This window comes from Streptomyces sp. NPDC002787, assembly GCF_053592095.1.
The window spans coordinates 85,164-110,152 of record NZ_JBSFVC010000013.1 but is presented as its reverse complement, the minus strand read 5'-3'; the positions used below and the strand labels follow the sequence as shown (position 1 = coordinate 110,152).

Annotated in this window: 14 protein-coding genes and 4 pseudogenes; 4 read left to right on the top strand and 14 right to left on the bottom strand. The window is 69.6% G+C overall.

What is annotated here, in order from left to right; genetic code table 11:
* The first annotated feature begins 6 nt into the window (after positions 1–6).
* Positions 7–1,236: a right-handed parallel beta-helix repeat-containing protein gene (locus ACWD26_RS19575; RefSeq protein WP_451271641.1), complete on the top strand. Its 1,230-nt coding sequence runs from the start codon at positions 7–9 to the stop codon at positions 1,234–1,236.
* Positions 1,237–1,249: 13 nt separating this feature from the next.
* On the opposite strand, the gene ACWD26_RS19570 is transcribed toward ACWD26_RS19575, so the two are convergent.
* Both ACWD26_RS19570 and ACWD26_RS19565 read right to left on the bottom strand, forming a co-directional pair.
* Positions 1,250–2,944, bottom strand: coding sequence for a dolichyl-phosphate-mannose--protein mannosyltransferase (locus ACWD26_RS19570; RefSeq protein ID WP_451271639.1), 1,695 nt, complete (start codon positions 2,942–2,944; stop codon positions 1,250–1,252).
* Between the two features lie 100 nt (positions 2,945–3,044).
* Positions 3,045–3,231, bottom strand: a pseudogene (locus tag ACWD26_RS19565) (family 43 glycosylhydrolase); the annotation flags it as partial.
* A 145-nt stretch (positions 3,232–3,376) separates the two neighbouring features.
* Here ACWD26_RS19565 and ACWD26_RS19560 point away from each other — a divergent pair.
* Positions 3,377–3,904, top strand: a complete 528-nt coding sequence (locus ACWD26_RS19560; RefSeq protein ID WP_451271637.1) for a GtrA family protein — start codon at positions 3,377–3,379, stop codon at positions 3,902–3,904.
* Positions 3,905–3,975: 71 nt separating this feature from the next.
* Here the strand turns inward: ACWD26_RS19560 and ACWD26_RS19555 are convergent, their stop codons facing one another.
* From ACWD26_RS19555 to ACWD26_RS19530, 6 genes are all read right to left on the bottom strand, one after another.
* The gene (locus tag ACWD26_RS19555; protein ID WP_451271635.1) at positions 3,976–6,567 is read right to left on the bottom strand and encodes a tryptophanase; all 2,592 of its coding nucleotides are present in this window, start codon (positions 6,565–6,567) and stop codon (positions 3,976–3,978) included.
* Positions 6,568–6,913: 346 nt separating this feature from the next.
* Positions 6,914–8,254, bottom strand: coding sequence for a cytochrome P450 (locus ACWD26_RS19550; RefSeq protein ID WP_451271633.1), 1,341 nt, complete (start codon positions 8,252–8,254; stop codon positions 6,914–6,916).
* 13 nt (positions 8,255–8,267) lie between these two features.
* The gene (locus ACWD26_RS19545) at positions 8,268–8,861 is read right to left on the bottom strand and encodes a GTP-binding protein (protein WP_451271631.1); all 594 of its coding nucleotides are present in this window, start codon (positions 8,859–8,861) and stop codon (positions 8,268–8,270) included.
* The gene (locus tag ACWD26_RS19540; RefSeq protein ID WP_451271629.1) at positions 8,836–9,213 is read right to left on the bottom strand and encodes a DUF742 domain-containing protein; all 378 of its coding nucleotides are present in this window, start codon (positions 9,211–9,213) and stop codon (positions 8,836–8,838) included. Before ACWD26_RS19540 ends, ACWD26_RS19545 begins: the two co-directional genes overlap by 26 nt.
* Positions 9,210–9,611, bottom strand: coding sequence for a roadblock/LC7 domain-containing protein (locus ACWD26_RS19535; protein ID WP_086748649.1), 402 nt, complete (start codon positions 9,609–9,611; stop codon positions 9,210–9,212). The genes ACWD26_RS19540 and ACWD26_RS19535 overlap by 4 nt, the downstream gene beginning before the upstream one ends.
* Entirely contained in the window at positions 9,608–10,822 is a 1,215-nt protein-coding gene (locus tag ACWD26_RS19530; RefSeq protein WP_451271626.1) for a sensor histidine kinase, read from the bottom strand. Before ACWD26_RS19530 ends, ACWD26_RS19535 begins: the two co-directional genes overlap by 4 nt.
* A 492-nt stretch (positions 10,823–11,314) precedes the next feature.
* On the opposite strand from ACWD26_RS19530, the gene ACWD26_RS19525 reads away from it, so the two are divergent.
* Positions 11,315–12,811, top strand: a complete 1,497-nt coding sequence (locus tag ACWD26_RS19525) for an FAD-binding protein (protein WP_451271624.1) — start codon at positions 11,315–11,317, stop codon at positions 12,809–12,811.
* Between the two features lie 273 nt (positions 12,812–13,084).
* Here the strand turns inward: ACWD26_RS19525 and ACWD26_RS19520 are convergent, their stop codons facing one another.
* From ACWD26_RS19520 to ACWD26_RS19500, 5 genes and pseudogenes are all read right to left on the bottom strand, one after another.
* Complete coding sequence (locus tag ACWD26_RS19520) at positions 13,085–14,131, bottom strand: LacI family DNA-binding transcriptional regulator (RefSeq protein WP_451271622.1); 1,047 nt, start codon at positions 14,129–14,131, stop codon at positions 13,085–13,087.
* Between the two features lie 149 nt (positions 14,132–14,280).
* Positions 14,281–17,328, bottom strand: a pseudogene (locus tag ACWD26_RS19515) (family 78 glycoside hydrolase catalytic domain).
* 137 nt (positions 17,329–17,465) lie between these two features.
* Positions 17,466–18,050 carry an alpha-L-rhamnosidase C-terminal domain-containing protein gene (locus tag ACWD26_RS19510; protein WP_451271883.1) on the bottom strand — a complete coding sequence of 195 codons (585 nt, stop codon included), beginning with the start codon at positions 18,048–18,050 and terminating at the stop codon, positions 17,466–17,468.
* A gap of 82 nt (positions 18,051–18,132) precedes the next feature.
* Positions 18,133–18,636, bottom strand: a pseudogene (locus ACWD26_RS19505) (alpha-L-rhamnosidase-related protein); the annotation flags it as partial.
* Between the two features lie 31 nt (positions 18,637–18,667).
* Positions 18,668–19,327, bottom strand: a pseudogene (locus ACWD26_RS19500) (carbohydrate ABC transporter permease); the annotation flags it as partial.
* 557 nt (positions 19,328–19,884) lie between these two features.
* Here ACWD26_RS19500 and ACWD26_RS19495 point away from each other — a divergent pair.
* A complete protein-coding gene (locus tag ACWD26_RS19495) occupies positions 19,885–20,928 on the top strand; it encodes a LacI family DNA-binding transcriptional regulator (protein WP_451271620.1) in 1,044 nt (347 codons plus the stop codon).
* 214 nt (positions 20,929–21,142) lie between these two features.
* On the opposite strand, the gene ACWD26_RS19490 is transcribed toward ACWD26_RS19495, so the two are convergent.
* Positions 21,143–24,502 carry an alpha-L-rhamnosidase-related protein gene (locus ACWD26_RS19490; protein ID WP_451271618.1) on the bottom strand — a complete coding sequence of 1,120 codons (3,360 nt, stop codon included), beginning with the start codon at positions 24,500–24,502 and terminating at the stop codon, positions 21,143–21,145.
* Between the last annotated feature and the right edge of the window lie 487 nt (positions 24,503–24,989).

Genomic DNA, 24,989 nt, shown 5'->3' with positions numbered 1-24,989 from the left:
CGAACCATGCGCCTGACACCCCCCATCCTGCCGGCCTGTCTCTCCTCACTCCTGGCCGGATTCCTCGTCCTGTCCTGCGTCGGCGCCGCTCATGCCGCACCGGCGCACCGGTCGGTGGAGGCCGGCGGTCAGGTGCAAGCCGTCGATCTGTACGTGGCGACCAACGGCAGTGACAGCAACGCCGGGACGCTCGCGGCCCCGCTGAAGACGATCCAGCGCGCGGTGGATCTGGCACAGGCGGGGACCACGATCCGGATCCGGGGCGGAACGTACGCGCCGAGCACGAACATCCAGCTCCTCAAGAGCGGCACGGCGAGCCAGCCCATCACCCTGCGCAACCACGAGAACGAGCGCGTGATCATCGACGGCGAGAACATGCCGTACACGCCCGGAGCGGTGGGCTCGTCCATCCCCCGGCCCGAGCGCGGCGCCGTCCACATCGAGGGCGAACACTGGCGGCTGACCGGGCTGGAGATCGTCCACGGCCCCTACGGCGTGTTCGGCTTGGACACCAGCGGCAATGTCTTCGACCGCCTCGTCACCAGGGACAACTACGAGTCCGGGTTCCACCTCCAGGGCGCCTCCGGCAACAACCAGATCCTGAACCTGGACAGTCACGGCAACCGGGACCCCCGCAAGAACGGCGAGAGCGCCGACGGGCTGGCCATCAAGGAGGGGTCCGGCAGCGGCAACGTACTGCGCGGCGCCCGACTGTGGAACAACGCCGATGACGGTCTGGACTTCTGGATGTTCGACGACTCGCCGATCCTCGTCGAGAACACCCTCGCGTGGGGCAACGGGTTCAACCGGTGGAACCTGCCCGACTACCAGGGCGACGGCAACGGCTTCAAGATGGGCGGCAACGGGGTGGCCGCCGACCACACGGTGCGCAACAGCATGGCGTGGGACAACTCCGCCGGCGGCTTCGTCGACAACAACAACCCGGGCAGGATGAGGATCGAGCGCTGCACCGCGTGGGACAACCCCAAGACCGGGTTCAATTTCAACCGATCCTCCAGCACCCTGACGAAGAACCTGGCCGCGGCCAACGGCACCGACGCGTCGCTGGGCTCGACCTCCACCGGCAGCGGCAACTCCTGGAACCTCGGCGGCGGTTGGTCGTTCACCAGCACCGACGCCAGGACGATCACCGGCCCCAGGACGGCCACCGGCGCCATCCCCTCCTCCACCTTCCTGCGCCCGGCCAACGGCGCGGACGTCGGCGCCCGCTTCTGACCCACCCGAACGCTCAGAACCACGTGTCCAGCCACAGGCGGGAGCGCCAGCCCGGATACGGGATCGTGAGGCCCGAGTAGATCGGGAAGAAGTAGATGAAGTTCCAGGCGATGAGCAGGACGAGCGTGCCCGCGGCCACCGCGCCCCGTCGGCGGCGTTCGGCGTGCACGCCCGGCGGCCCCAGCAGCGCGCCCACCGTCATCGCCACGGCGAGGCACAGGTACGGCACGAAGACGACGGCGTAGAAGGAGAAGGTCGTTCGGTCCTGGTACAGGAACCAGGGAAGGTAGCCGGCGGCCACGGCACACAGCACGGCGCCCGCGCGCCAGTCCCGGCGCAGTGCCCACCGGAAGAGCAGGTAGACCAGGGCGCAGCACGCCGACCACCACAGCAGTGGTGTGCCGAGGGCGAGCACCGTCTGCGAGCAGCCGGTCAGCGCGTGGCAGCCGGCCTCTCCCGGTTCGGGCGACCAGTAGGAGAACAGCACGGGACGGCCGAGGACCAGCCAACTCCACGGGTTCGACTCGTAGTCATGGGAGGCGTCCAGTCCCACGTTGAACCGGTAGACGCCGGCCTCGTAGTGCCACAGGCTGCGCAGCGGGGCCGGGATCCACGACCAGGTGCCGCCGCGGCCGTCCGCCCAGTGTCGCCCGTAACCGCCGTCGGACAGGAACCAGCCGGTCCACGTCGCCAGATACGTCACCGCGGCGACCGGGACGAGGGACATCACCGACCGGCCGAGGTCCTTGCGCAGCACCGCGCGGTACGGGCGGTCCGCCCCCGCGACGCGGCGGGCACCGACGTCCCACAGCACGGTCAGGACCATGAAGAAGACCAGGAAATACAAGCCGTTCCACTTGGTCGAGGCGGCGAGGCCCAGGAAGAGGCCGGCCGCGAGCCGCCACGGACGCGGTCCCGTTCCCGTACGTTCTCCCGTGTCCCGGTCCGGGCCGACGTGGCCGTCCGCGGCCACCGGCAGAGCCGCCGCGAGCCGGGCCCGGGCACGGTCCCGGTCGATCAACAGGCATCCGAAAGCAGCCAGTACGAAGAACATGACGACCAGGTCGAGCAGAGCGGTGCGGCTCATCACGTAGTGCAGGCCGTCCATCGCCATCAGCGCGCCCGCCAGGCAGCCCAGGAACGTGGACCGGAACAGACGGCGGCCTATTCGGCACAGCAGCAGTACCGACAGCGTGCCGAGGACCGCCGTCATGAAGCGCCAGCCGAACGGCGTGAGACCGAACATCCACTCACCGACGGCGATCACCCACTTGCCGGCCGGCGGATGCGCGACGAAGGACCCGGTCTCGGAGAGCGGGATCACCTGGGGGTCGGCGAGGATCTGCGGGTCTGCGGTCCTGCGGTCCGGCCAGGTCCCCTCATAGCCGAACCGCAGCAGGGACCAGGCGTCCTTGGCGTAGTAGGTCTCGTCGAAGACGAGTTCGTGCGGTCGGCCCAGACGCCAGAAGCGCATCGCGCCGGCCAGGAGAGCGACGAGCAACGGCCCCAGCCAGCCCATCGCCTTCGCGATGCGGTACGCCCGTTCCGGGCCGAGTCCCATGCGCTCCCACACGCGCGTGCCCGGCTCGGGGAAGGGCGGAACCAGCCGGTCACGGATATCGGTCCGGGAGCGTTCGGCATACCCGAACAGGCGCAGACGGTCGTGCCAGTGGCTGGGCGCCGTCGTCGAACGGGTGCCGTCGAGCATGGTGGTGATGGGGTCCTTTGGGGTGCGGGCGGCGCGCCGGCCGGTGGTCGTCCGACCGTGCTGGTGGTGCGCCCGGAGGCTAGCAGGGCGCCGGTGACGGGGGATCGGACCAGGGCCCGGCCGGGTCGGTGGCCGTGGACAGCGGATTGCCGTCACCGCTGACGTTCGTGACGATCAGCCAGAACCGGCCGTCGTGGCAGCGGAACCGGAGGAAGCCGTGTCGAGCGGCAGTCGCAGCTGGCTCGGCGGTCGAGCGCGTTGCCGATCTGGGTCCAGTGCACCAGGTCGCCGTTCGCGGCGGGGGCACACACTTCAGCTTGTTGCATTACTAGAGAAACATTGCAACGATTAACTATCTATGACCTGCATATATCTCCACCACACGCAACAAATTCGTTGCCGATTTAGTGAACGCAACGTAGCGTTTCCTCCATGAGAAATCACCGACGGAAGGTCTCACAGGGGGCACCCGGCGCCTACACCGCCTTCGCCCGCTTCGTGCTCTGCGGCGGCGGAGTGGGGCTCGCCTCCAGCTTCGCGGTAGTGGCCCTCGCCTCCTGGATGCCCTGGGGCGTGGCCAACGCTCTGGTGACCGTCGTTTCCACCCTGCTCGCCACCGAGTTGCACGCCCGCTTCTCCTTCGGCACGGGCGGGCGCGCGACCTGGCGCCAGCACGTGCAGTCCGCGGGGTCCGCAGCCGCCGCGTATGCCGCGACCTGCCTGGCGATGTCCGTTCTGCGGGAGTGGGTGACCGCACCGAGCGCGGTGCTCGAACAGCTCGTCTATCTCTCCGCCTCCGCACTCGCCGGTGTCGCGCGGTTCGCGGTGCTGCGTCTCGTCGTCTTCGCGCGGAGCCGCTCGCAGGCCGTGCCCGCCGTTCGCCCCGCCCCTCCCGTGCACGCGACCGTGGCCCCCGCCCCGGCACTCGCGGATCCGGCGGTGCTCTGCCGCGCCGCCTGACCGTCCCGCCGGTCGGTGTGCCGCGCGGGACGGTCAGGGCCTGTTCTTCAGGGACGGCTGCGAGCAAGCTGTCAGCTGGTCACCGGCTGCAGTTTGGCGCGGAAGTGCCGCAGGATCGGGGACTGTTCCACGATCCGGTAGCCGCGGACGGATTCCGCGTCCTTGGCGATCTTTTCCAGGGTCCTGCCGACGTGGTCGTAGTGGCTGCGGGTGTAGACCCGGCGCGGGAGCGCCAGTCGGACCAGTTCGTACGGCGCGCTCTTGATGGGGTTGCCGTCCTCGTCCTCCTCGCCGAGGTAGAGGGAACCCAGTTCGGCCGACCGGATGCCGCCTTCGAGGTAGAGGCGGCAGGCGAGGGCGTGGCCCGGGTAGTGGTGGGGCGGTATGTGCGGCAGCATGCGGCCCGCGTTGAGGTAGAGGGCGTGCAGGCCCGGGGGTTCGAGGATGTCGACGCCGGCCCCGCGGACGCGGTCGGCGAGGTGGGCGGCGACGTCGGCCCGCTCCGCGAGGTAGGCGGGCTCGGTCACCTCCAGCAGACCGGTGGCCATCATGTCGAGGTCGCGTCCCGCGAGACCGCCGTACGTGGCGAAACCCTCGGTGGCGATCAGGAGCCGTTCGCACTTCTCGGCGAGTTCCGGGTCGTTGAGTCCGATGAAGCCGCCGATGTGGACGATGCCGTCCTTCTTGGCGCTCATCACACAGCCGTCGGCCAGCCGGAACGCTTCTTCGGCGACCTGGCGGGGCGTACGGTCGCGGTAGGCCTCCTCGTGGCGGGTCACCAGCCAGGCGTTCTCGGCGAACCTGGCGGCGTCCAGGATCATCGGGACGCCGTGCCGACGGCAGATCTCGGCGGTCTGTTTCAGGTTCTCCATGGAGACCGGCTGGCCGCCGCCGCCGTTGTTGGTGATCGTCATGATGACGACCCGGACGCGAGGGCCGTCCGGTCCGTCGAGCGTGCGCCGGAGCGCGTCCAGGTCGATGTTCCCCTTGAAGGGCTGCTTGCTGTCGAGGTCCCGGGCCTCGGCGCAGGGGATGTCATGCGCCTGACACCCCGAGAGTTCCACGTTCGCCCGGGTGGTGTCGAAGTGGGTGTTGGACAGGACGATGCCGCCGGGTTCGAGGAGCGTCGTGAAGAGGATGCGTTCGGCGGCGCGCCCCTGGTGGGCCGGCAGGATGTGCCGGTAGCCGGTCAGTTCGGTCACGGTCTCGTGGAAGCGGTAGAAGGAGCGCGAGCCGGCGTAGGACTCGTCGCCCTCCATGCCGGCGGCGAGCTGCGCGGCCGAGATGGCGCCGGTGCCCGAGTCGCTGAGCAGATCGATGGTCACCTCCTCGGCCCGGAGGTCGAAGAGGTTGTAGTGCACTCGTTCCAGCGCCGCTTCGCGCTGTTCCCGAGTGGTGAGCGCGATGGGCTCGACGACCTTGATGCGGTAGGGCTCCACTCTGATCCTTGCTCCTGACGTGCTGCTAGCGGTGTGGATGATGTGCCGACGACCGGGCTCGTGCCGTGCGGATGACGGCGTGTCCTGGCTCGTGGGCGGGGTGTTCGGCGGCCGGACCTCGTAGGCCTCCGATGAGATGTACGTGGTCACCCGGGGCGGCTGCCCCTGCTGGTGGGCCAGCGCCAGATACGCGATGAGCCCGACACCGTCCTGCGGCGGCCGCGGGGTGACGGCGGCCAGCGATCGTTCGAGCGCGCCGGTGTCCAGTCCGTGGCGGCTGAGGGCGGTCCCGGCCCGGCGGAGCGCCTCCCCGTCGTCCCGGGCGTAGTCCCTGATCGGGACATGCAGGGTGAAGCCGGTGGGGCCGCCGGTCGTCCGTGTGAAGGAATGGCAGCCGAGGACGGGGCGCCGGTCGAACCGGGCCGCCGGGGCCGCCGCGGCCTGCGGGAGTCCCCTGCCGTCGTCGAATCCGCCCGCCGTGCGGAGGAAGTCCTCCAACACCCCGCTGTCAGGGCCGGATTCCATCCGGCACAGACCGCCGACGGCCGCTGTCGGCAGGCCGTGATGCGTGGTGTAGATCTTCACTCGGGGCGCCGCCCAGTCGCCCAGGTCGAGCGCGAAGAACGGATAGCCGTCGGCCGGGGGCAGCGCGTCGAAGGCGTGCCGGTGGCCCAGCCGGTCCAGTGCTTCCCGTATCGTCCCGGCGGCCCGCGCGGGACCGGACACCGACGGGTTCAGATACACCTTGGCCTTGGGAACACCGCCGGGGCGCAGCTCCAGCGCGATCCACAGCGCCAGAAGACCCTGGGGGTCAGGGGGTAAGAACAGGTCCTCCAGCATGTCGAGTTGCTCGGTGGCGAAGCCCCAGCGCCGCGCCATCGACCGGACGACGCGCAGTCCGGTGCGGCCGTTCTCCCAGAGGCTGTCGGCACCGCATCCCGGTTCCAGCAGGACGCGCACGCTCGGCGGCGCGTCCGGTGTGAAGGAGAGTGAGAACTCCACCGGAGTGGAGTCGTCGGAGAGGAAGCTCTGGGAGGGGGGCGGCAGGTCCAGGGGCCGTTCGGCCGTCGCTCCCAGCGAGTCGGTCAGTACGTGCGCGTATGTCTCGGCGTCGGCTCGGCCGAGCCCGGACACCTGGCACAGCCGCAGCAGTTGGCCCGTCACGAGCCCGCCGAGCGTCCGGTCCGTCCGGGCGTCCGGAGCGCCGGATCCGATGGCGCTCACCGGTGTTCCTCCCGCTGCTCGGAGCGCGGGAGGAGGGCTCCGGGCACGGAGCCTGCCCGGGCGCCGAGGGCGCGAGGGGACACAGAAAGATACCCGCCGACCTCGGCGGGTATCTCGTCTCGCGGCGACTGGTGGCGGGTCACGCCCCTCGTGGCCTCCGCGTGGGGTAACGCGGCGCGTCGTCGGGAGCGGCGGGAAATGTCCGGATGTCGAGCAGAAGCGGCGCCGGTGGATATGTGGTCCACGACACCTCCCTTTGTTCGTTGGTCACCACGAATGCCGCCGCGTTACTACCCCTTTGGTTGAACACTCATGCAGTGCGTTCTGTTACAGGCTGTTGCGTGCGTCACCCCTTCAACCAGGACAGGAAGGAGCCCCACACACCTCGCTCCGACTTCCGGTTCGCCGGGGCGTTGTCGCCGCGTGCGGTTGCCTCCGTGGCGCGGGGCGGATTCGGCCGCGGCACGACCTGCGGGGTGAAGCGGCAGGGAAGCGCGGCCAGCGCACGGTGGAAGGGACCCGGACGCCAGGTCAGGCTGTCCTCGGGCACCGCGAGTTCGATGTCGTGCAGGCGGTTGAGCAGGTTCTCGATGGCCACCATGGTGACGAGCCGGGCGAGTTCCTTGGAGGGGCAGGCGTGCGGGCCGGCGCTCCATGACAAGTGGGCCCGACCACCGCCGGCCCGGCGGGCGGCGGCGAGCGCCGGGTCGGTGTTGGCGGCCGTCATGCTGACGAGGACCAGGTCGCCCGCCCTCATCTTCGTCCCGCCGAACTCCATGTCGGCCGCGGGGTAGTGCGGCGCGTAGTTCGCCATGGGCGGGTTCTCCCACAGCGTGTCGTCGATGGCTTCCTCGATCAGGCCGCCGTCGGCGTAGCGGTCGTGGAGGAGCAGCCGGTGCAGCGTGTTGCCGATGAGATTGCGCAGCGGTTCGGCGCCCGCGCCCAGGAGCAGGATCAGCTGGTGGACCAGTTCCTCGTCGGACAGCCGCGCCTGGTGCCGCATCAGGTACGAGGTGACGTCGTCGGCCGGCCTGGCCCGCTTGAGCGCCACCAGCTCGAACACGGCCTGCCCCAGCACCTCGTTCGCCTTCTCGGCGTTGACGCCTTCGAAGACTCCGGAGATACCGAAGACGACCCGGTCACCGATGTCGGCCGGGCAGCCGAAGAGCTCGTTGAACACGAGCAGCGGCAGTTGCTTGACGTAGTCGTTCATCAGGTCGACCGAGCCGCGGGCGGCGACCTGGGCGATGAGGTAGTCGGAGGCCCGCTTGGTCATGTCGCTGAGCCGGCGCGAGTCCACCTTGGCGAGGCTGTCGGTGACCGCCTGGCGCAGTCGCGCGTGCTCGGCGCCGTCGGTGAACATGCAGTTGGGGCGGTAGCCCAGCATCGGCACGACCGGGCTGTCCGGGCCGATCTTGCCTTCGGCGACGTCTCGCCAACGGCGGGCGTCCTTGCGGAAGTTGCCGGGGTCCTGGAGCAGTTTCAGCGCGGTCGCGTGGTCCGTGACGAGGGTCGCGTCGACGCCGGGCGCGATCTCGACCGGCGCGGTCGGCCCGTAGCCCCGCAGGTGCGCGTAGTACGCCTGCGGATCGGCGGCGTACTCCTGCGTGTAGAGGGGCACCCGCAGTCCGCTGTCGTGGGCCGGGCAGCCGGGTGGTGGTGAGGGGAGGGAGGGGTCGGAGGTCATGTCTGCTCTGCTCCTAACGGGCGCGGTCCATCAAGTAGCGGACGAGCGTGATCAGTGCTTCGGCCGACGACCGCTCGTCCCGCGCGTCGCAGGTGACGATGGGGGTGTCGTCGAGCAGATCCAGCGCTTCGCGCAGCGCCCTGGCGTCACGTATGGACGAACCGTCGAAATGGTTGACCGCGATCGCGTAGTCGAGTCCGTACTGCTCGATCAGGTCGATCACGGCGAAGGAGTCGGCCAGCCGCTCGGGGTCGACCAGCACGAGCGCCCCGAGGGCGCCACGGGCCATGTCCTCCCACATCTGCACGAAGCGCTGCTGGCCGGGTGTGCCGAAGAGATACAGCACCACGCGGTCGCTGACGGTGAGACGACCGAAGTCCATGGCGACCGTGGTGGTGGTCTTGCCCTGGACGCCCTTGAGGTCGTCGATCGCCTCGCCGGCCTGGGTCATCGTCTCCTCGGTGGAGAGCGGCGAGATCTCGGAGATCGACCCGATGAACGTGGTCTTGCCCACCGCGAAGTGCCCGACGACCAGAATCTTCACGGCGGTCTGCGTCCCGCCGTCCGGGACGTACGCCCGCTCATCCAAACTTGGACTGGAGACCATGGAGCACCTCCTCGAGAATCTGCAGGTTGGCCACGGGAGCGCGGGTCTCCGGCGGGCGGGTGACGAGGTAGCCGGCCTCGGAGAGGGCAGCCAGCAGGATCTTCACCACTCCCACCGGCAGTTGGGTGTGCCCCGCGATCTCGGCGACGGACAGATAGCCGCCGACGCACATCCGCAGCAGGTTCTGTTCCTCGGGCGAGAGGCGGGCAGGCCGCTGCTGCTGGTCGGCCGCCGCCGTGACCAGCGTGATCAGCGAGAACTGGCTCTCGCCGGGGAGGCTGCGGCCGCCGGTGATGACGTACGGCCGTACTAATTCGGCGGCCTCGTGCTCCTGCTTGTCGGAATCGGTCATGGCCCTACCACGCTGCTCTCCCTGGGTGGTGCGGTCATGACCTTGCCCAACTGACCGACGAGCTGCTGCATGCGGAAGGTGATGTCCGCCATGTCGACGTCGGAGGAGGCCGAGACGGCGAGGTAGGCGCCGTCACCGGCCGAGATCAGGAAGATCCAGCCGCCGTCGAACTCGACCAGTGTCTGCTGCCACCGCAGATCCGACCGGGAGCAGAAGAACGCCAGCGAGCGGCTGAGCGACTGCATCCCGCTCATCGCGGCGGCGGCCTTGTCCGCGTCGTCCTTGTCCACGCCCTTCGAACGGGCTCGCAGCAGCCCGTCGGAGGAGACCAGGACCGCGTGGAGAGCTCCGGGGATCTCCAGGGCGCTGTCCAGCATCCATGAAAGATCGTTGTTCATTCGGCCTCGTGCCCTTCGCTGCTTGCGTCACGGGTGCTGCTCGGCCGCTCCGCCGCCTCCGCATGCGTGGCGCGGCCCGCGTCCGTGCCCTGCTTGAAGGCGGCCATGATCGCTGCCGTCTCCTCACTGGGGCGCTTCGGGGCCGGCGCGGCGGACGGGCCGGTCGAGACCAGGGCCATCGGCCGCTTGCGCCGCCGCTTGGGCAGACCGTCCTCGGTCATGGCGATGGGCAGCGAGGGCTCCGGCTCGGACTCGTACGACGAGGGACCCGCCTCCACGGCCGCCGGCATCTCCCTCGACGCCACCGGCTCCACCGAGTCCACCGACACCGTCGGCTGCTTGGGCTCCGGCATGGTGGTGAGCAGTTCGTCGGGCAGCAGCACGACCGCCCGCACACCTCCGTAGGGGGAGGTGGAGTCCACCGAGACCGTGAAGCCGAACCGCTCGCAGAGCACACCGATCACCGCGAAGCCGAACTGCGGAGGGTTGCCGAGCCCCGAGACACCCGTGGCCCGCTCGCTCGTCAGGAGCTTCTCGGCCCTGGCCTTCTCCTCCTCGTTCATACCGACACCGGCGTCGTCGACGATGATGCAGACGCCCTTGGGCACGGAACGGACGTTGATCTCGACCACGGTGTCCGGGCTGGAGTAGCTGGTCGCGTTGTCGAGCAACTCCGCGAGCGCCAGCGCCACCGGTTCGACGGCCCGGCTGGTGATACCGAAGTCGACCTTCGACAGGATCTGCGCCCGCTGGAAGTGCCGGATCCTTCCCTGGGCGCTGCGGACCACGTCGTACACCGAGGCAACGTCACGGTGCCGGCCGAGCCAGCCCTCGCACAGCACGGCGATGGACTGGGCACGCCGGCCGAACTGCGCGTTCATGTGGTCGATCTCCAGGAGGTCCTGGAGCATGACGGAGTCGCCGTACTTCCGCTGCAGCCCGGAGATGATGCGCTGCTGCTCGGCGGCGAGACCCTGCAGGGTCCGCATGGCGGACTTCAGGGCCGTCCTGGTTTCTCCCTCGGCTTCCTGCTGGGCCGCGCGGACGGACTCCGCGTACTGGCTCTCCAGCTCACCGTAGTGGTTCCTGAGCTTGGTGATCTCCTGTCGTAACCTCCGCGCCGCTCGTCGCTGACGAACAATCAGGACGGCAGCGACAAGGGCTACGACCACAAGCGCCCAGAGTGCCGGATTTTGTATGTATTCCGTCATGAGACCCTTTTCAGGCGGCTGAAAGCCAGCTACTGAATTTCCGTCAATGCGCACAGACCGAAGGTCAGCCACTCCGGGGGTGCCACCCAGGGCCGCCACCCATGGCGAGAGGTGCTCCTTTTGCACCTATCCGTCCGTTCGGTAAGTGCGGTGATCGTATCATCACCCAGGTGGGTGACGGATCGTCAACCTGGGCATCATTTGCCAAAGTTGAGCCGTACCGGAATCTCTTACACGTGCCAATCCCCGTTGGAGACCGAGCCCTCCTCGACGATGCGGAATCGACCCCGATCCAGGGCGGTCTCTCACTGCGCGGCGTTGCCGACGGGCTACAACGTGCAGCGCGGCGGGCTTTTGGAAGTCATGATGGCCGCAGGCGGAATTCAGGGATCTCGCTTTGTCGATTTCGCCGCAGAGCAGGACGACAGAAGAGCAGGACGAACCCGAGGCGGTGTGACGACGATCCGCCGCGCCAACACCACGGAGGCTGTCATGTCACGCACAGAACAAGGTCACACCAGCAGACGTCAGTTCCTGTCCCGGTTCGGAGCCGGCGCCGTAGCCCTCGTGGCGGGCTTCGACCTGGTCGCCCGGCAGTGGGTGACCGAGGCCGCAGCCGCGGAGAGCACCTCGTTCGCCGCGGCGCCGTCTCTCGACGGGACCCTCACCTTCGACGCGGAGGCCCTCGCGGCGAACGCGCACGACCAGGGCAACATCGTGTTCCGGAGACCGTGCGCGGTGCTCCGGCCCGGTTCGGTCCAGGACATCAGGAAGATGGTCCGCTTCTGCGCCGACCACGACATCCAGGTCGCGCCGGCCGGCGCGCACCACGCGATGTTCGGTCAACCGCTCGTCAGCGACGGCCTGGTCATCGAGATGCGCTCACTGGACACCATCCACTCGATCGGCACGGACGGCGCCGACGTCGATGCCGGCGTGCTGTGGAAGGACCTGATCGAGGCCGCGTACGAGCAGGGCCTCACCCCGGCTTCGATCACCAGCTACATCAAGACGACGGTCGGCGGGACGCTGTCCATGGGCGGCATCGGGATGATGTCGGCCTATCGGGTCGGCGCGCAGGTCGATCACGCCCAACTGCTCCAGGTGGTCACGGGCGAGGGCCGGCTGAAGTGGTGCTCCGGCACCGAGAACGACGAGCTGTTCGAGGCGGCACTCGCCGGACTCGGCCAGTGCGCGGTGATCACGCGGGCGACCATCGACCTGGTGCCGGCCAAGCAGCTCGCCCGGACGTACCGGATCGGGTACACGGACATACCGACGTTCTTCCGGGACATCCGCGTCCTCGCGAACCGGGGCGAGTTCGACTCGCTCGGCAGCATCCCCCAACCGGGCACGGCACAGCCCCTGACGCTGTGGGCCACCGTCTTCCACAACCCGGGCGAGGTGCCCGACGCGACCCACCTGCTCCGTGGGCTCAGCCCGGCGGCGGACGCGGCGGTCTTCGAGGACTACCCCTACCTCGACTACATCTCGTTGGTCACCAACCTCTACGACTCGTTCGCGGCGAACCTGGACTGGGACGCGAAGGTCAAGCCCTGGTCGGACCTGTTCCTGCCGGACGGCGCCGTGGAGCAGTACGTCGAGTCGGTGTTCAACTCGCTGACCCCCGAGGACCTGGGCCCGACCGGTTTCGGGCTGGTCTTCCCGATGCTGCGTTCGAGCTACGGCCGACCGCTGCTGCGCCTGCCCGGCGACGCGAGCGGCCCCTGGGTCTGGCTGGTCAGCGTGCTGACCGATTCGGCGGGCTCCGGCCCCGATCCCGCTTTCGCGTCACGGATGATGGACCGCAACTACCGCTACTACCAGGAGGCGGCCGCCGTCGGCGGTTTCCGCTACCCGCACGGCGCGTGCGCCTTCACCGAGGCCGACTGGCAGGCGCACTACGGCTCGATGTGGGCCCGGTTCACCGAGTGGAAGGACCGCTACGACCCGAGCGGCATCCTCACCCCCGGACCGGGCATTTTCTGAGCCACGACGGATCGGGCGGTCTCTGAGCCACGACGGATACGGACACGGTTCACCGCCGGCCTGTCCCCCGTCACACAGTGGGACAGGCCGGCGCGACCGTCGTCCGCTCAGTTGACGCGGACGATCCTCCAGAGCTGGGCGTCGACGTTCAGGTCGTTCCACTGGATGACCGGAGCACCGTTGCTCGTGGCGGACTGGGCGACCCCGGTGTGTTCTGGACGACTGCGGCTCCGGCGGTGGTGGAGGAGGGGTGTGTGGTCGGGCGGGGGTGCCTTACCGGGCGTGGCCGGGCGGTGGAGGGGCGGTCGAGCCGCGGACGACGAGTTCTACCGGCGGTTCGCCCATCGGGGGCAGATCGGTCTCCGGCTCCTCGATGGCGTGCACGAGGAGCCGGATCCCCTCCCGTGCCGCCTCGTCGAAGGGCTGACGCACAGTGGTCAGGGGAGGGGTGACGTAGGCGAAGACGGGATTGCCGTCGAAGCCCACGACGCTGACGTCCTCCGGCACCCGGCGGCCGGCCTCCCGCAGGGCGTGGATCAGACCGATGGCCATCTCGTCGCCCGCCGCGAACACCGCCGTCACCGAACTGTCCACGGCCAGCGCGCGGCCCGCCTCGTAACCGGAGGCAGGTGTCCAGTCCCCTTCGCGCAGCGGAGGTTCGTACGCTCCGCGTGCCGCCAGCGCCGCCCGCCAGCCCTCGACACGGTCCTTCGAGGCGTACCACTGCCGTGGACCGGCGAGGTGGTGGACCGTCGTGTGGCCCAGATCGAGCAGGTGGTCGGTGGCCGCCCTCGCCAGTTCGTACGCGCCCACACCCACGGTCAGGGTCCGGGCCGAGGTGAAGGCCGGTGGTGCCCCCAGGAAGAGGAGCGGTACGTCGACCCTGACGTCGACGTGCCCCTCCACGATGGGTTCGGAGACGACGATGCCGTCCACACCCTGTTCGAGGAGCGAGGTCACGGCTCCCGCGATGCCCTCCGGCTCCCCGTCCGCCGTGTTGACCATGCGCAGCGCGTAACCGGCGTCCCGTACGGCCCTCTCGATGCCCACGAGGAGCGAGGCGGTGCCGTATCCGGCCGTTCCCAGGGCCACGACGCCGATGGACCGGTTCCGGCCGGAGGCCAGCGCACGGGCCGCGTGGTTCAGTCGGTAACCGAGTTCCTCCGCGGCTTCGAGGACGCGTCGACGGACGTCTTCGGAGACGTACGGCTCGTTGTTGAGGACGCGCGACACCGTCTTGCGCGAGACACCGGCCCGCTGGGCCACATCCGCGCTGCGCGGTACGGCTGCGGCCGCACCGCGCGCCACCCCTCGTGTCATCGATACTCCCGGCGTACACAGGCCCGCGTAGAGCGAGGTCGACCATGTGACCGCGCGGTCACATTCATGTCGACCGAGAGGCGTGCGTCAAGAGCGGTGACAAAATTCCCCCGACCCGCCCCGACCCCGCCCCTCCCCGCGCTTCGACGTCAGCGCAGGTCGACGGTCAGGCCGTACCGGCCGGACGGCAAGCGGTACGAGGACACCCCGTCCGCGTGGCCGAGGAAGCGTACGCCGTCCACGCGGGCCAGCGGCGTGCGTCCCTCGCGAACCGCGTCGGCGGAGGCGGCGGGCAGGCGGAGGGCTGCCTCGCTGTTCGCCGGCACGACCGCCTCGTACACGAGGGTCCGGCCCTTGTCCGCGATCTCCCACTCGCTGCGGATCTCTCCGTACGGCGACTCGTGGACGCCCCGCACCCGCGTGATCCTCCCCGTGGGGTCGAGGTGGGGCCGCAGGAGGAAGCGCTTGAATCCGGGGCTCTCGGGGTCACGGGCGATGCCGGCCATGTAGGCGTACATCCATTCCATGATCGCGCCGTAGGCGTAGTGGTTGAAGGAGTTCATGCCCACGGGCCCGAACCCCTCGTCCTCGGAGTAGGAGTTCCAGCGCTCCCAGACCGTGGTGGCACCGTTCTTCACCGAGAACAGCCAGGACGGCAGGGCGTCCTGGTGCAGCAGCTTGTACGCCAGGTCCGCGCGGCCCTCGTCGGTGAGGACGGGGGCGAGGACGTTGACGCCGAGGAAGCCCACGGACAGGGTGTTCTCGGCGTGTCCGACCCGGATGCTGTCCGGGTGCGCCTCCTTGTAGGCCGCGTCGTTCGCGATGTTGTCCGCCAGATGGCCGACCAGGGCGCGGCGCTGGGCCTGCGTCTCGTAGAAGCCGAGCTTGAGGACCCACAGCAGCGCGCTCTGGGTGTTGTCCTCCGTCTTCTGGTCGGGGTCGGAGCCGGGTTCGATCGGGGAGGCCTCGCCCAGGCTGGACCTGAGGGTGACTCGCCCGCCCTCGGTGCTGAGGTACTTGCTGATGAACGCCTGCCTGACGCGCCCGAAGAGCCGCTCGTACTCGTCGGCGTCCGCCGCCTGGCCTGTCGCGCGTGCCATGTGCGCCATCAACCGGGCGGAGTAGCCGTAGTAGACGTCGCTCATCAGCTGGGCGCTGGTCTTCTGCGGTGCGAGCCAGTCACCGGTGAGGGAGCCCTGTCCGGCGTAGGTGTCGCCGGTCTACTCCCGGATCCAGTCCAGATAGCGCGTCATCGACGGCCAGTTGCGCTCGACGACGGTCGTGTCGCCGGTCATCTGCCACACGGTCCAGGGCAGGACGACACCGCAGTCAGCCCAACCGCTGCCGCCGCCGGGGAAGTTGTAGCGGCCGCCGGGGGCGACCCCGGTGTACTGCGCCTTGTCCGCCCCGTAGATGGCCTGGGAGTCGACGACGGTGTCCTGGAAGTGGCTGAGGAAGACACCGGCGTCCACGTTGTAGAGGCCGGTGGTGGCGAAGACCTGGGTGTCGCCGGTCCAGCCGAGGCGCTCGTCGCGCTGCGGGCAGTCGGTCGGCACCCAGAGGTAGTTGCCGCGCTGCCCCCAACGCACGTTGCTCACCAGCTTGTTGACGTCCGGATCGTTCGTCGTGACGGTGCCGATCTCGCCGGCGGCGGAGGTGGCGACCTTGCCCGTGAGCCGGGTGACGGTGACGGTCTCCGACGCCGTGACGGACACGTACCGGAAACCGTAGAAGGTCAGCGAGTCCTGATGGGTCTCCCCCTGCCGGTCACCCTTCAGGATGTACGTGCTGGTGGCCTTGGCGCTGCGGAGGTTGGCCCGGTACACGGAACCAACAGGACCGTCGGCGCCGGCACTGTCGTCGTTGAGGATCTCGGCGAACCTGAACTCGACCCGGGCTCCCGCCGGACCGCGCAGGCCGTAGCGGGCCACCCCGACCATGTTCTGGCCGAGGTCGAAGACGGCGGTCTCGCCCCTGCCGATCGTGACCGGGGCGGTGGCCGCCCGCGCGGGGTCGGTCACCGTGCGGGCGGGGTCCACGACGACGCGCCCTCTGCCGTTGGGGCTGTCGTCCTGCCCGGTCACGCCGGTGACGACGGTGACGGACCGAGGCCGCAGGTCCCAACGGTCCATGAAGCGCGCGGTCTCCCCCGGGTAGGCGAGCAGTCGCACGTCCGGGTACCTGTCCTCGAAGGCGACGCGTTCGACGTCCGACCACGCCGAGTCGTCGAATCCGTGCGCGGACCAGCCCGTCAGCTCCTCGCGGGCGTCGTACGTCTGGCCGTCGTAGATGTCGTCGGCCCGGTAGGGGCCGGTGTCGGTGGCCTTCCAGCCACCGTCCGTCCTGGTGACGACCGCCTGTGTCGTCCCGTCCGAGTAGGTGATCAGGAGCTTCGCCTTGACGGCGAGGGCGTTGCCGCCCTTCGCGTAGTAGGTGCTGCCGTCGGAGACACGGCCGTTGTACCAGCCGTTGCCCAGGACGACGCCGAGCGTGACCTGCGGTCGGTGCGGGACCAGGTCGGTGACGTCGTAGGTCAGGTAGTTGACGCGGGCGTCGTAGTTCGTCCAGCCCGGCGGCAGCAGTTCGATCGTGCGGTCGCCGTCCTGCGGCACGGTCACCCGGTGCCCGTTGACGTAGGCCTCGTACACACCGAGGGCCGAGATGTACAACCGTGCCTCGCGCACCCGTCGACGGCTGCCGGTCCTGAGGGGCTCCACCTTCCTCAGCATGGGCGCGCCGCCCGATCCGGGGGTCTTCCCCTTCATCCCGATCCACTGCGCGCCGTCCCATCCCGTCACACCGTCGGTGCTCATCAGGCCGGTCTCGAAGGAGGCGGGGGCCGAGGTGCCGACCGGACGGCCCTCGGCGTCCCAGACGCTGACGGTCCAGTGGTAACGCGTCGAGGCGCGCAGCGGTTCGCCCGCGTATCGGACGGCCACCGAGTCCAAGGAGGGCACGCGCCCGCTGTTCCAGACGTCGGCACGGGCGGCGCTCAGCCTGTCCGGGGAGCCGGCGACGAGGATCTGGTACGCCCCCTGTCGCCAGCCTCGGGTCTCGGACCATGTGCGCCATCCGAAGCGGGGGTGGTCGGCGTCCACACCGAGGGGATCGGTGCGGTGTTCCACGGTCAGCCCCCGTACGGGGCCGCCGTGCGGGCGGGGGGACGCTTCCGCCGCCGCGCTTGTTCCACTCGTCATGGCACTGGCTCCTGTAGACATGGCTCCGGCTGTCGCTGCGAGAACGGTTCGACGGCCTAACAGCGGTCCGTGTCCGTGCGAAGGAGTCCGTTCACCGCCGTCGCGGTCGGCATCCTCAGCCTTGCGCCCTTCGTGGCTCACGCCTTGTTCCTCTCGGTTTCGGGGGCATCGGTCAGTGGATCGCGGGTGGTGAACGTGTGCCGTCCGGAGCCGACGACCTGGGGGGCGCGGTCGCCGGTGGGCATGCGGATCTCCACCGTGGTGTTCGGCGGGACCTCGACGTCGAGGCGGAATCTTCCGTTTGCGCGGGTCCACCGCACGGACACCACGCCGTACGGGGTGCGATAGCCGCCCTCGGCATGGGTGAGGTCGCCCACCGGGCGGGGGTCGATCACGAGTTCCCGGTAGCCCGCCTTGCCGCGCGCCTGGCGGATGCCGATCACGCCGCTGTGGAACCACTCCTCGATCTGCAGCAGGATCATGTGGTTCTTGGAGTTGCCCATGTCCCACTGCTCGGGAACGGTCGTCAGACCGCCCGGGTTGGCGGTGGTGGGGGCCATGAAGTGGCCGTAGCTCGGGCGGGTGTCCTCCTGGAGGACGTCCCACAGGACGTCGTCGCGGCCGCCTTCGTGCAGGGCACGGACGATCGGCGAGAGACCGATGGTGCCGCCGCCGAGGTGCGGCCCGCCCCCGAACGGCCGGTGTGCGTGGACCAGTTCCACGAGCGCGTCCAGGACCCCTCCCGCGTTCGCCCTCCGGTACCAGCCCCTCGTCCAGCGCGAGCGCCTGCGCGGCCTGTGTCGCTCCGGTGGCACCCCGGTCGCCCTGGGCGGTGTACCGGCCGAGTGCCGCGTTGTAGAAGGCGTCGTTGAACGCGTCCTTGATGTTGGCCGCGAGGCCGCGGTACTCGGCGGCGTCGGCGTCGCGTCCGAGCAGCGTGGCCATCCGGGCCATGCGGTCGGCGATCTGGTGGTAGCCCCACGTCCCGGTGATGCGGCCCGAGGTGTTCTCACTGGCGATCCAGTCGGCGAGGGCCACGTCCACGAGGTAGGCGTCCGCTCCGGTACCGGCCTTCCGGGTCCTGATGTAGTCCAGGAAGGCCCGCATCCGCGGGTAGTGGAGGCTCATCGTCTGTGTGTCGCCGTACGTCTCGTACAGCAGCCGCGGCACGAGGACGATGCCGTTGCCCCAGTTGATCTCGTCGCCGAACCGGCCGGTGTACCCCCAGTCGTACACCGGAGCCTTGAGCGCCACGTTGCCGATGTCGTCGCCGGCCCGGGACTGGCCCTCGACCAGGTGACGCTGCATGGTGCGCAGATAGGCCGTACTGACCGGCCGAGACGACCGCCACGATGATCGTGAGGACGACAGCGAGCGCGATGCTGTAGCCGAACTCGCCGAGGGTGAAGGCGTCCTTGTAGATGTGTGTCGAGATGGTGTCGGTGGCGTGTCCCGGGCCGCCGCCGGTCAACGCGTAGACCTGGTCGAAGAGCTTGATCCCGCCGATGATCGACAGCATCAGGTTGATGGTGAGGGCCGGAGCCAGCAGGGGCCTGGTCACCGACCAGAAACGTCGTACGGGACCGGCCCCGTCGATGGACGCGGCCTCGTGGACCTCCTTGGGCACCGACTGCAGTCCGGCCAGGAAGATGACCATGGAGTAGCCCGCGTACTGCCACACGGTCACCCCGACCACCGACCACAGGGCCAGCTCCGGGTCGCCGAGCCAGTCCTGCCGCCATCCGTCCAGCCCCACCGCGCCGAACAGACTGTTCACGGCGCCGTCCGGGCCGAGCAGGTTCCGCCAGAGGTAGGCGGTGACGATCGGGGTGATCACGGCCGGCGCGAACAGGAACACCCGCAGGATGTTGCGGGACCTGATGGCGGAGTTGACTCCCAGGGCCAGCAGCAGCCCCAACCCGTTCTGGATGACCGTGATCGCCACCGCGATCAGCAGCGTGTGCCAGACCGCCTGCTTCGCGTCCGGGTCGTCGAGCATGGCGGTGAAGTTGTCCAGGCCGACGAAGGAGAAATCGGGGTCGAGTCCGTCCCAGTCGGTGAAGGCGTAGTACACGCCGCGGACGCTCGGCACCAGGACGACGAAGGCGAAGAGCAGCATCGCGGGCAGGGCGAACCACCACGGCGGGGTGGTCCGGGCGCTCCGCACCCGTGGGGCCGGTTCCGGGCCCGGGGGCCGGTCGACGTCCGGAAGTTGCTCGTGCGGGGTGACGGGCACCGAACCTCCTCTTCTGAAACGATTCAGACCATCTGCTGGGCGTACTCCGACTACGCCCCGCTGGGGCGCCGCCGATCTCTTCGTCCTGGGGGTTCGGCTCGAAAGCTGCGATCCGGCCCGGGCGGGAGCCAGAGGGCTTTGGGTAACGTTTCCCAAAGAGTGTGGCCAGACCCTAAGGAGCGTCCGGCCCGACGTCAAGACGTCGCGCACACACCGCGGTGGCGTGACGGGGACGGCGCCTCCCCTTGTTCGGTGCCGCGCCCTGAACTGGGGAATCCCACCTACACTCGGCCCCACATTCCCCGAGAGGCAAGGACCGGATGGAGCCGCAAGCACCGCAGCGCAGGGTCACCATCGTCGACGTCGCGCGTCACGCCCGGGTGTCCGTCACGTCCGTCTCCAAGGTGCTGCGCAACGCCTACGGGGCCAGCCCCGCGATGCAGGCCAAAGTGCGCCGGGCGATCGAGGAGTTGGGCTACCGGCCGCACGCGGGCGCCCGGGCCCTGCGGGGGCAGACGTACACGATCGGTGTGATGCTGCCCGACATCCGCAACCCGTTCTTCGCCGAGATCCTCGACGGCATCACCGACTCGCTGGAGGAGACGGACTACCAGGTGTTCCTGGGGCCCGGCTGCAACGGGGAGAAGGAGGAGGCCCGGGTCACCGAGGCGATGATCGACCGCGGCATGGACGGCCTCGTCCTGGTCGCACCGGTCTCGTCGCGGGCCCATCTGGAGAACGTGGGCACCGCCGTGCCGACGGTCGTCGTCGGCCGCCACACGTCCTCTCCCGCGTACGACACCGTCACCGACGACGACTTCGAGGGCGCGGCCTCGGTCGTCCGCCATCTCGCCGGCCTCGGACACCGGCGGATCGCCCACATCGAGCACCACGACACCGATCCGACACGCCTGCTGGAGATGCCCAACGCCCGGCGCGCGGACGGATACCGGCAGGCCATGCGGGCGCACGGACTGGAGGAGTGGACCGACGTGGTCTCCACCAGCTACACCCAGGAGGGCGGCCGCGAGGGCGCGCGGGAGCTGCTGGCCCGTCCCGCCTCCGCCCGGCCGACGGCCGTCTTCGCCGGGGCGGACATCGTCGCCATGGGCGTGCTCGAAGCGGTCGCCGAGGCCGGGCTGTCCGTTCCGGGCGACCTCTCGGTGGCCGGGTACGACAACACCACGTTCGCCGCGTTCGGCCCGGTCTCGCTGACCAGCGTCGACCAGGCCGGCCAGGAGATGGGCAGGAACGCCGTACGGCTCCTGCTGGCACGGATCACCGATCGCGGCCGCCCGTCGGCCAAGATCACCCTCTCCCCCGCGCTCGTACCGCGCCGGTCCACGGCGCGACCGGCCCAGTGAGGCTCCGCCCGGGACGATACGGACGACGTCCCGCCGTGCGCTTCCACCGCGCCCGACCGACGTCGTGGGAAACGTCACCCATCCGTTGGCTGCCGTATGGGGACCATGCGGGACCGTAGTACGGCATCGGGGGTGCCCCGCCGGACGACGCCCGGCACGAGTCGGAACCCGTGCCGGGCGTCGTCCGCCGAGCGCACCCCTGGCGGCGGACCTGCTACACGACCCGTATCTCGGCGAGCTGGAGACGGTACTTGGTCGTCTCGTCCGTGGCCGGCCTACCCAACTTCGTGACGGTAAGTCGCAGATGGCGACCCGTGGCGTTGAGCGTGTACGTCTGAGCCGCTCCGTCCGGGTTGGACTGCCCCGTGACGGTCCGGGCCGTGGTGTAGGTGCTCGATCCCTCGGGCCGGGTCTGGAAGGTGAAGTCGACCGGGAGCCCCGCCGTACCGCCACCCGAGCCACCGATGTCCGTGCGCGGATGCAGGGTGACCTGCCCGATCGCCCGGTCGGCGCCGAGATCGACCTCGATCCAGACGGGTGTTCCGCCGACGTCGGCGGAGGGGAAGTCGATGCTGGTGAAGCCCTTGGCACCGGTCGCGCTGGTGAGGGTGCCGTCCAGGATGCGGGTCTTGCCCCAGTCCCCGTTCTCCAGGGTGTAGTTGCTGGTGACGGTGGTCGCGGCGGTGGGGACGGTGAGTTCGGCGAGCTGGAGGCGGTACTTGGTGGTCTCGTCCGAGGCGGGGGCGCCGAGCCGCGTGGCCTGCAGTCGCACGTAGCGGGCGGTGGTGGTCCTGAAGCCGTACGTCTGCACCAGGCCGTTGGGGTTCGCCTGCCCGGTGACGGTGCGGACGGTCGTGTAGGTGCTGGAGCCGTCGGGCCGGGTCTGGATCGTGAAGTCGACCGGGAAGCCCGCCGTACCGCCGCCCGCGGCCGTGGTGTCGGTGCGGGGGAAGAGGCGTACGGCGTCGAGGTCGGTGTCGGCGCCGAGGTCGATCTCCACCCACACCGGGTTCGCGGCGACATCGGCGGAGGCGAACTCGTTGCTGGTGTACCCCCGTGCTCCGCTGACGCTCGTCAGTTTGCCGTCGGTGAGCCGGTCCCTGCCCCAGTTGGCGTTCTCCAGGCTGTTGTTGCTGGTGACCGGTCGGCCCAGGGCGAGGTTGTCGAGCCGGCCCACGCCGGTCGCCGTGAACGTCCACGTTCCCGGCTGGACGACGAAGTAGACGTACGACGCGTCCTTGCCGTCGTAACTCAGCCCGTTGACGCTCCCCGTGGAGGAACCGCCGGTGAAGACGGTGGTGGCGCCCGCCTTGATGACCGGGGACGATCCTGCGTACGTCGGGACACCCACGCGCGCGGTCGTGCCGCCCGGCGAGGTGAGGGTCAGGGTGACCTGGGTGCCGTCCCGCACGATGCCGAAGCGGATGTCGCCCTCGACGGTGGACGTCACGGTGTTGATCTTCGTGAGGGTGCCGGTCTGCGGGACGACCTCGTACGTCTCCCAGCCGGGCTTGGTGGGGCGGACACCGGCGGCGTAGGCGGACAGGGCGTACAGGGGGCCGCCGTTCCAGGCGTGGTTGTCGGTGCCGTCGGCCTTGGTCCACAGCTCCCACAGGGTGTGGCAGGCGGGGTCGGCGACCTGGGCGGCGAAGCGGTTGCGCATCCGCTCCTCGGCGACGGTGGCCGCGCCCATCAGGTACAGCGCCTCCAGGACGTAGAACTCCATGTACGGGCTGGCGTTGAGGTGATTGCGCAGCACCTCGGTGATGGCCTTGTGGCGCGAGGCGGGGGCCAGACCGGCGACGACGGCGAGGCCGTTGGCGCGGTCGTCGGTGTCGCGGGTGTAGCCGGGCGAGCGGTACTCGCCCCGCGAGGAGTTCCACAGGACGCGGTCGAAGTTGGCCTTGATGCTGTCGCGCCGGCTCTGCCAGCCGGCCACGTCACCGCTGTTGCCGCTGAGGTCGGCGAGCCTGGCGGCGGTGTCCAGGGCCAGGTAGTACCAGCAGTTGTCCAGGACGCGGGCGTCGATGTTGGTGCCCCAGTCCTCCCAGTCCCAGTCCCCCGCCCGGTGGTTGACGAGGCCGTCGCCGTCCAGGGTCCACAGGTTCAGGTACCTCTTCACCGCCGGGTAGGCGACGGTGACGGCGTCGGCGTTGCCGGTGTAGAGGTAGTACGTCCAGAACGACCACACCGAGGCCAGCATCTGGACGGGCAGTTCGTTGGTCCAGATGGTGGTGGGGATCGGGGAGTACAGCACCCCGCCGGACTCCTGCCAGGAGGCCAACTGGGCGATGGCCTTCTCGCCGAGCGCGTGGGACTTGGTGTCGAAGGTGTAGAAGCCCTCCTTGAGCTGGTTGACCACATCGCCCCACCACTGGGCCCGCTCACGGGTGGGGCAGTCCATGTAGTTGTCCCGCATGTTGACGTACATCGTGCGGGCGGCCTTGGTCCACAGAGTGTCCAGGAAGGCGTCGCTGCTGCTGAAGGACCCGGCGAAGTCGGTGTCGTAGCCGGACTCGCGGTACTTCAGCTCCAGGATCGTCACCCCGGCCGGGATCGTGTACCGCACGGCCGTACCGCTCATCCACGCCAGCGACTCGAACTCCTGCACCCCGCCGGAGCAGATGTAGGTGGCGCGCATGTTGTACTGCGTCCCGGGCTCGATGCCCACCAGGCCCGCGCCGTCGTCGTAGTGGTCGGTCTGGACGCCGATCACCGCACCGGCCGGGGCGTCCACCTTCAGGAACGGGGTCACCTGAAGGTTGGACGGCAGGGTGGCCCAGATCGGGGTGGGGCCCTGGCCCGTGGAGGGCAGGGAGGACGCGTTGGCATAGGACTTCAGACCGGAGTAGCGGAACTGCGGGATCGGCCGCTCGACGATGCCGTTCCAGGGCGCGGAGCCCGCGGCACCGAAATCGGTCGGCGCCGCCCAGCCGCTGTCGTCGAAACCGGGCGACCGCCAGCCCGACACGACGGCGGCGGCACGGGCGTCGTAGTGGACGTTCGATTCGGGCAGCCGGAAGTTGACCTGCGTTCCGCTGGTGTTGTTCGAGTAGCCCGGGTGGACGGTGTGCTTCCAGCCGGTGTCGCTGACCAGCCGGCTCGTCGTCGAGCCGACCTCGATGTCCGACTGGAAGAGCAGCCCGCCCCTGCCGCTGCTGTTGTGCGAGAAGCCCTGCTTGCCGAAGTACCACACCAGCAGCGCGACCGTGTTGCTCCCGCTCTTCAGGTACGCAGCGAGGTCGATCTCGTCGTAGTAGGTGTCCGTGCGGTTGGGGCCCCGCTTGAGCCCGCCCTCGAAGACCACGAGGGTGCCGTTCACCCACAGCCAGTACTTGGAATCGGCCGCGATCTGCGTGACGGCCTTCGACGGCGCCGAAGCGAGGGTGAACGATCTGCGGAAAGCCACCCACTGGTTCGCGGTACTGGACGGCGCCCAGATCCACTTCGCGGTCCAGGACACCGCGGCGGACGCCGTCGGCGCGAGACCGGGAAGGACCAGGGAACCGAGAGTGGGAGCGAGAGCCACGGCGATGGCGGAGCTCAGGACGGAGCGGCGGGACATGTGCTGCATCCAGGGAGTCCTTTCCCACGGACGAACCGATATGAATCGTTTCAATCAAGTGTTTGCAGGCGCGATCCTCAGTCCTCGGACAGGCCCTGTCAATGGTCCGGCCATGAGCGGCGAGGTTCTGGCAGGAATCGTTACCTACGCGCCCGCCTGTCGTGGTCGCTGACGAGCGAGCGCCCGGGTCAGCGGACAGCCGTGACGGCTCGGTGCAGACGGGCGGGGACGTCGGCGCCGTCGAGCGGTCCGGACAGGTATCCGGCCACGAAGGCGTCGCCCGCGCCGACCAGGTCGAGCGGCACGGCCGGTCGAGCGGCACGGTCGGTCGAGCGGCACAGCCGGTCCTCCCGTGCACGGTGAAGGAGGTCGCGCCGCGCGCACCGCGCCTGACGACCACCTCGCCGGCGCCCGCGGCCAGGATGGCGCCCACGGCCTCGGGTTCGTCGCGTCAGGCCGTTCCAGGACCAGCGGCAGCTCGTCCTCGGAGGCGACG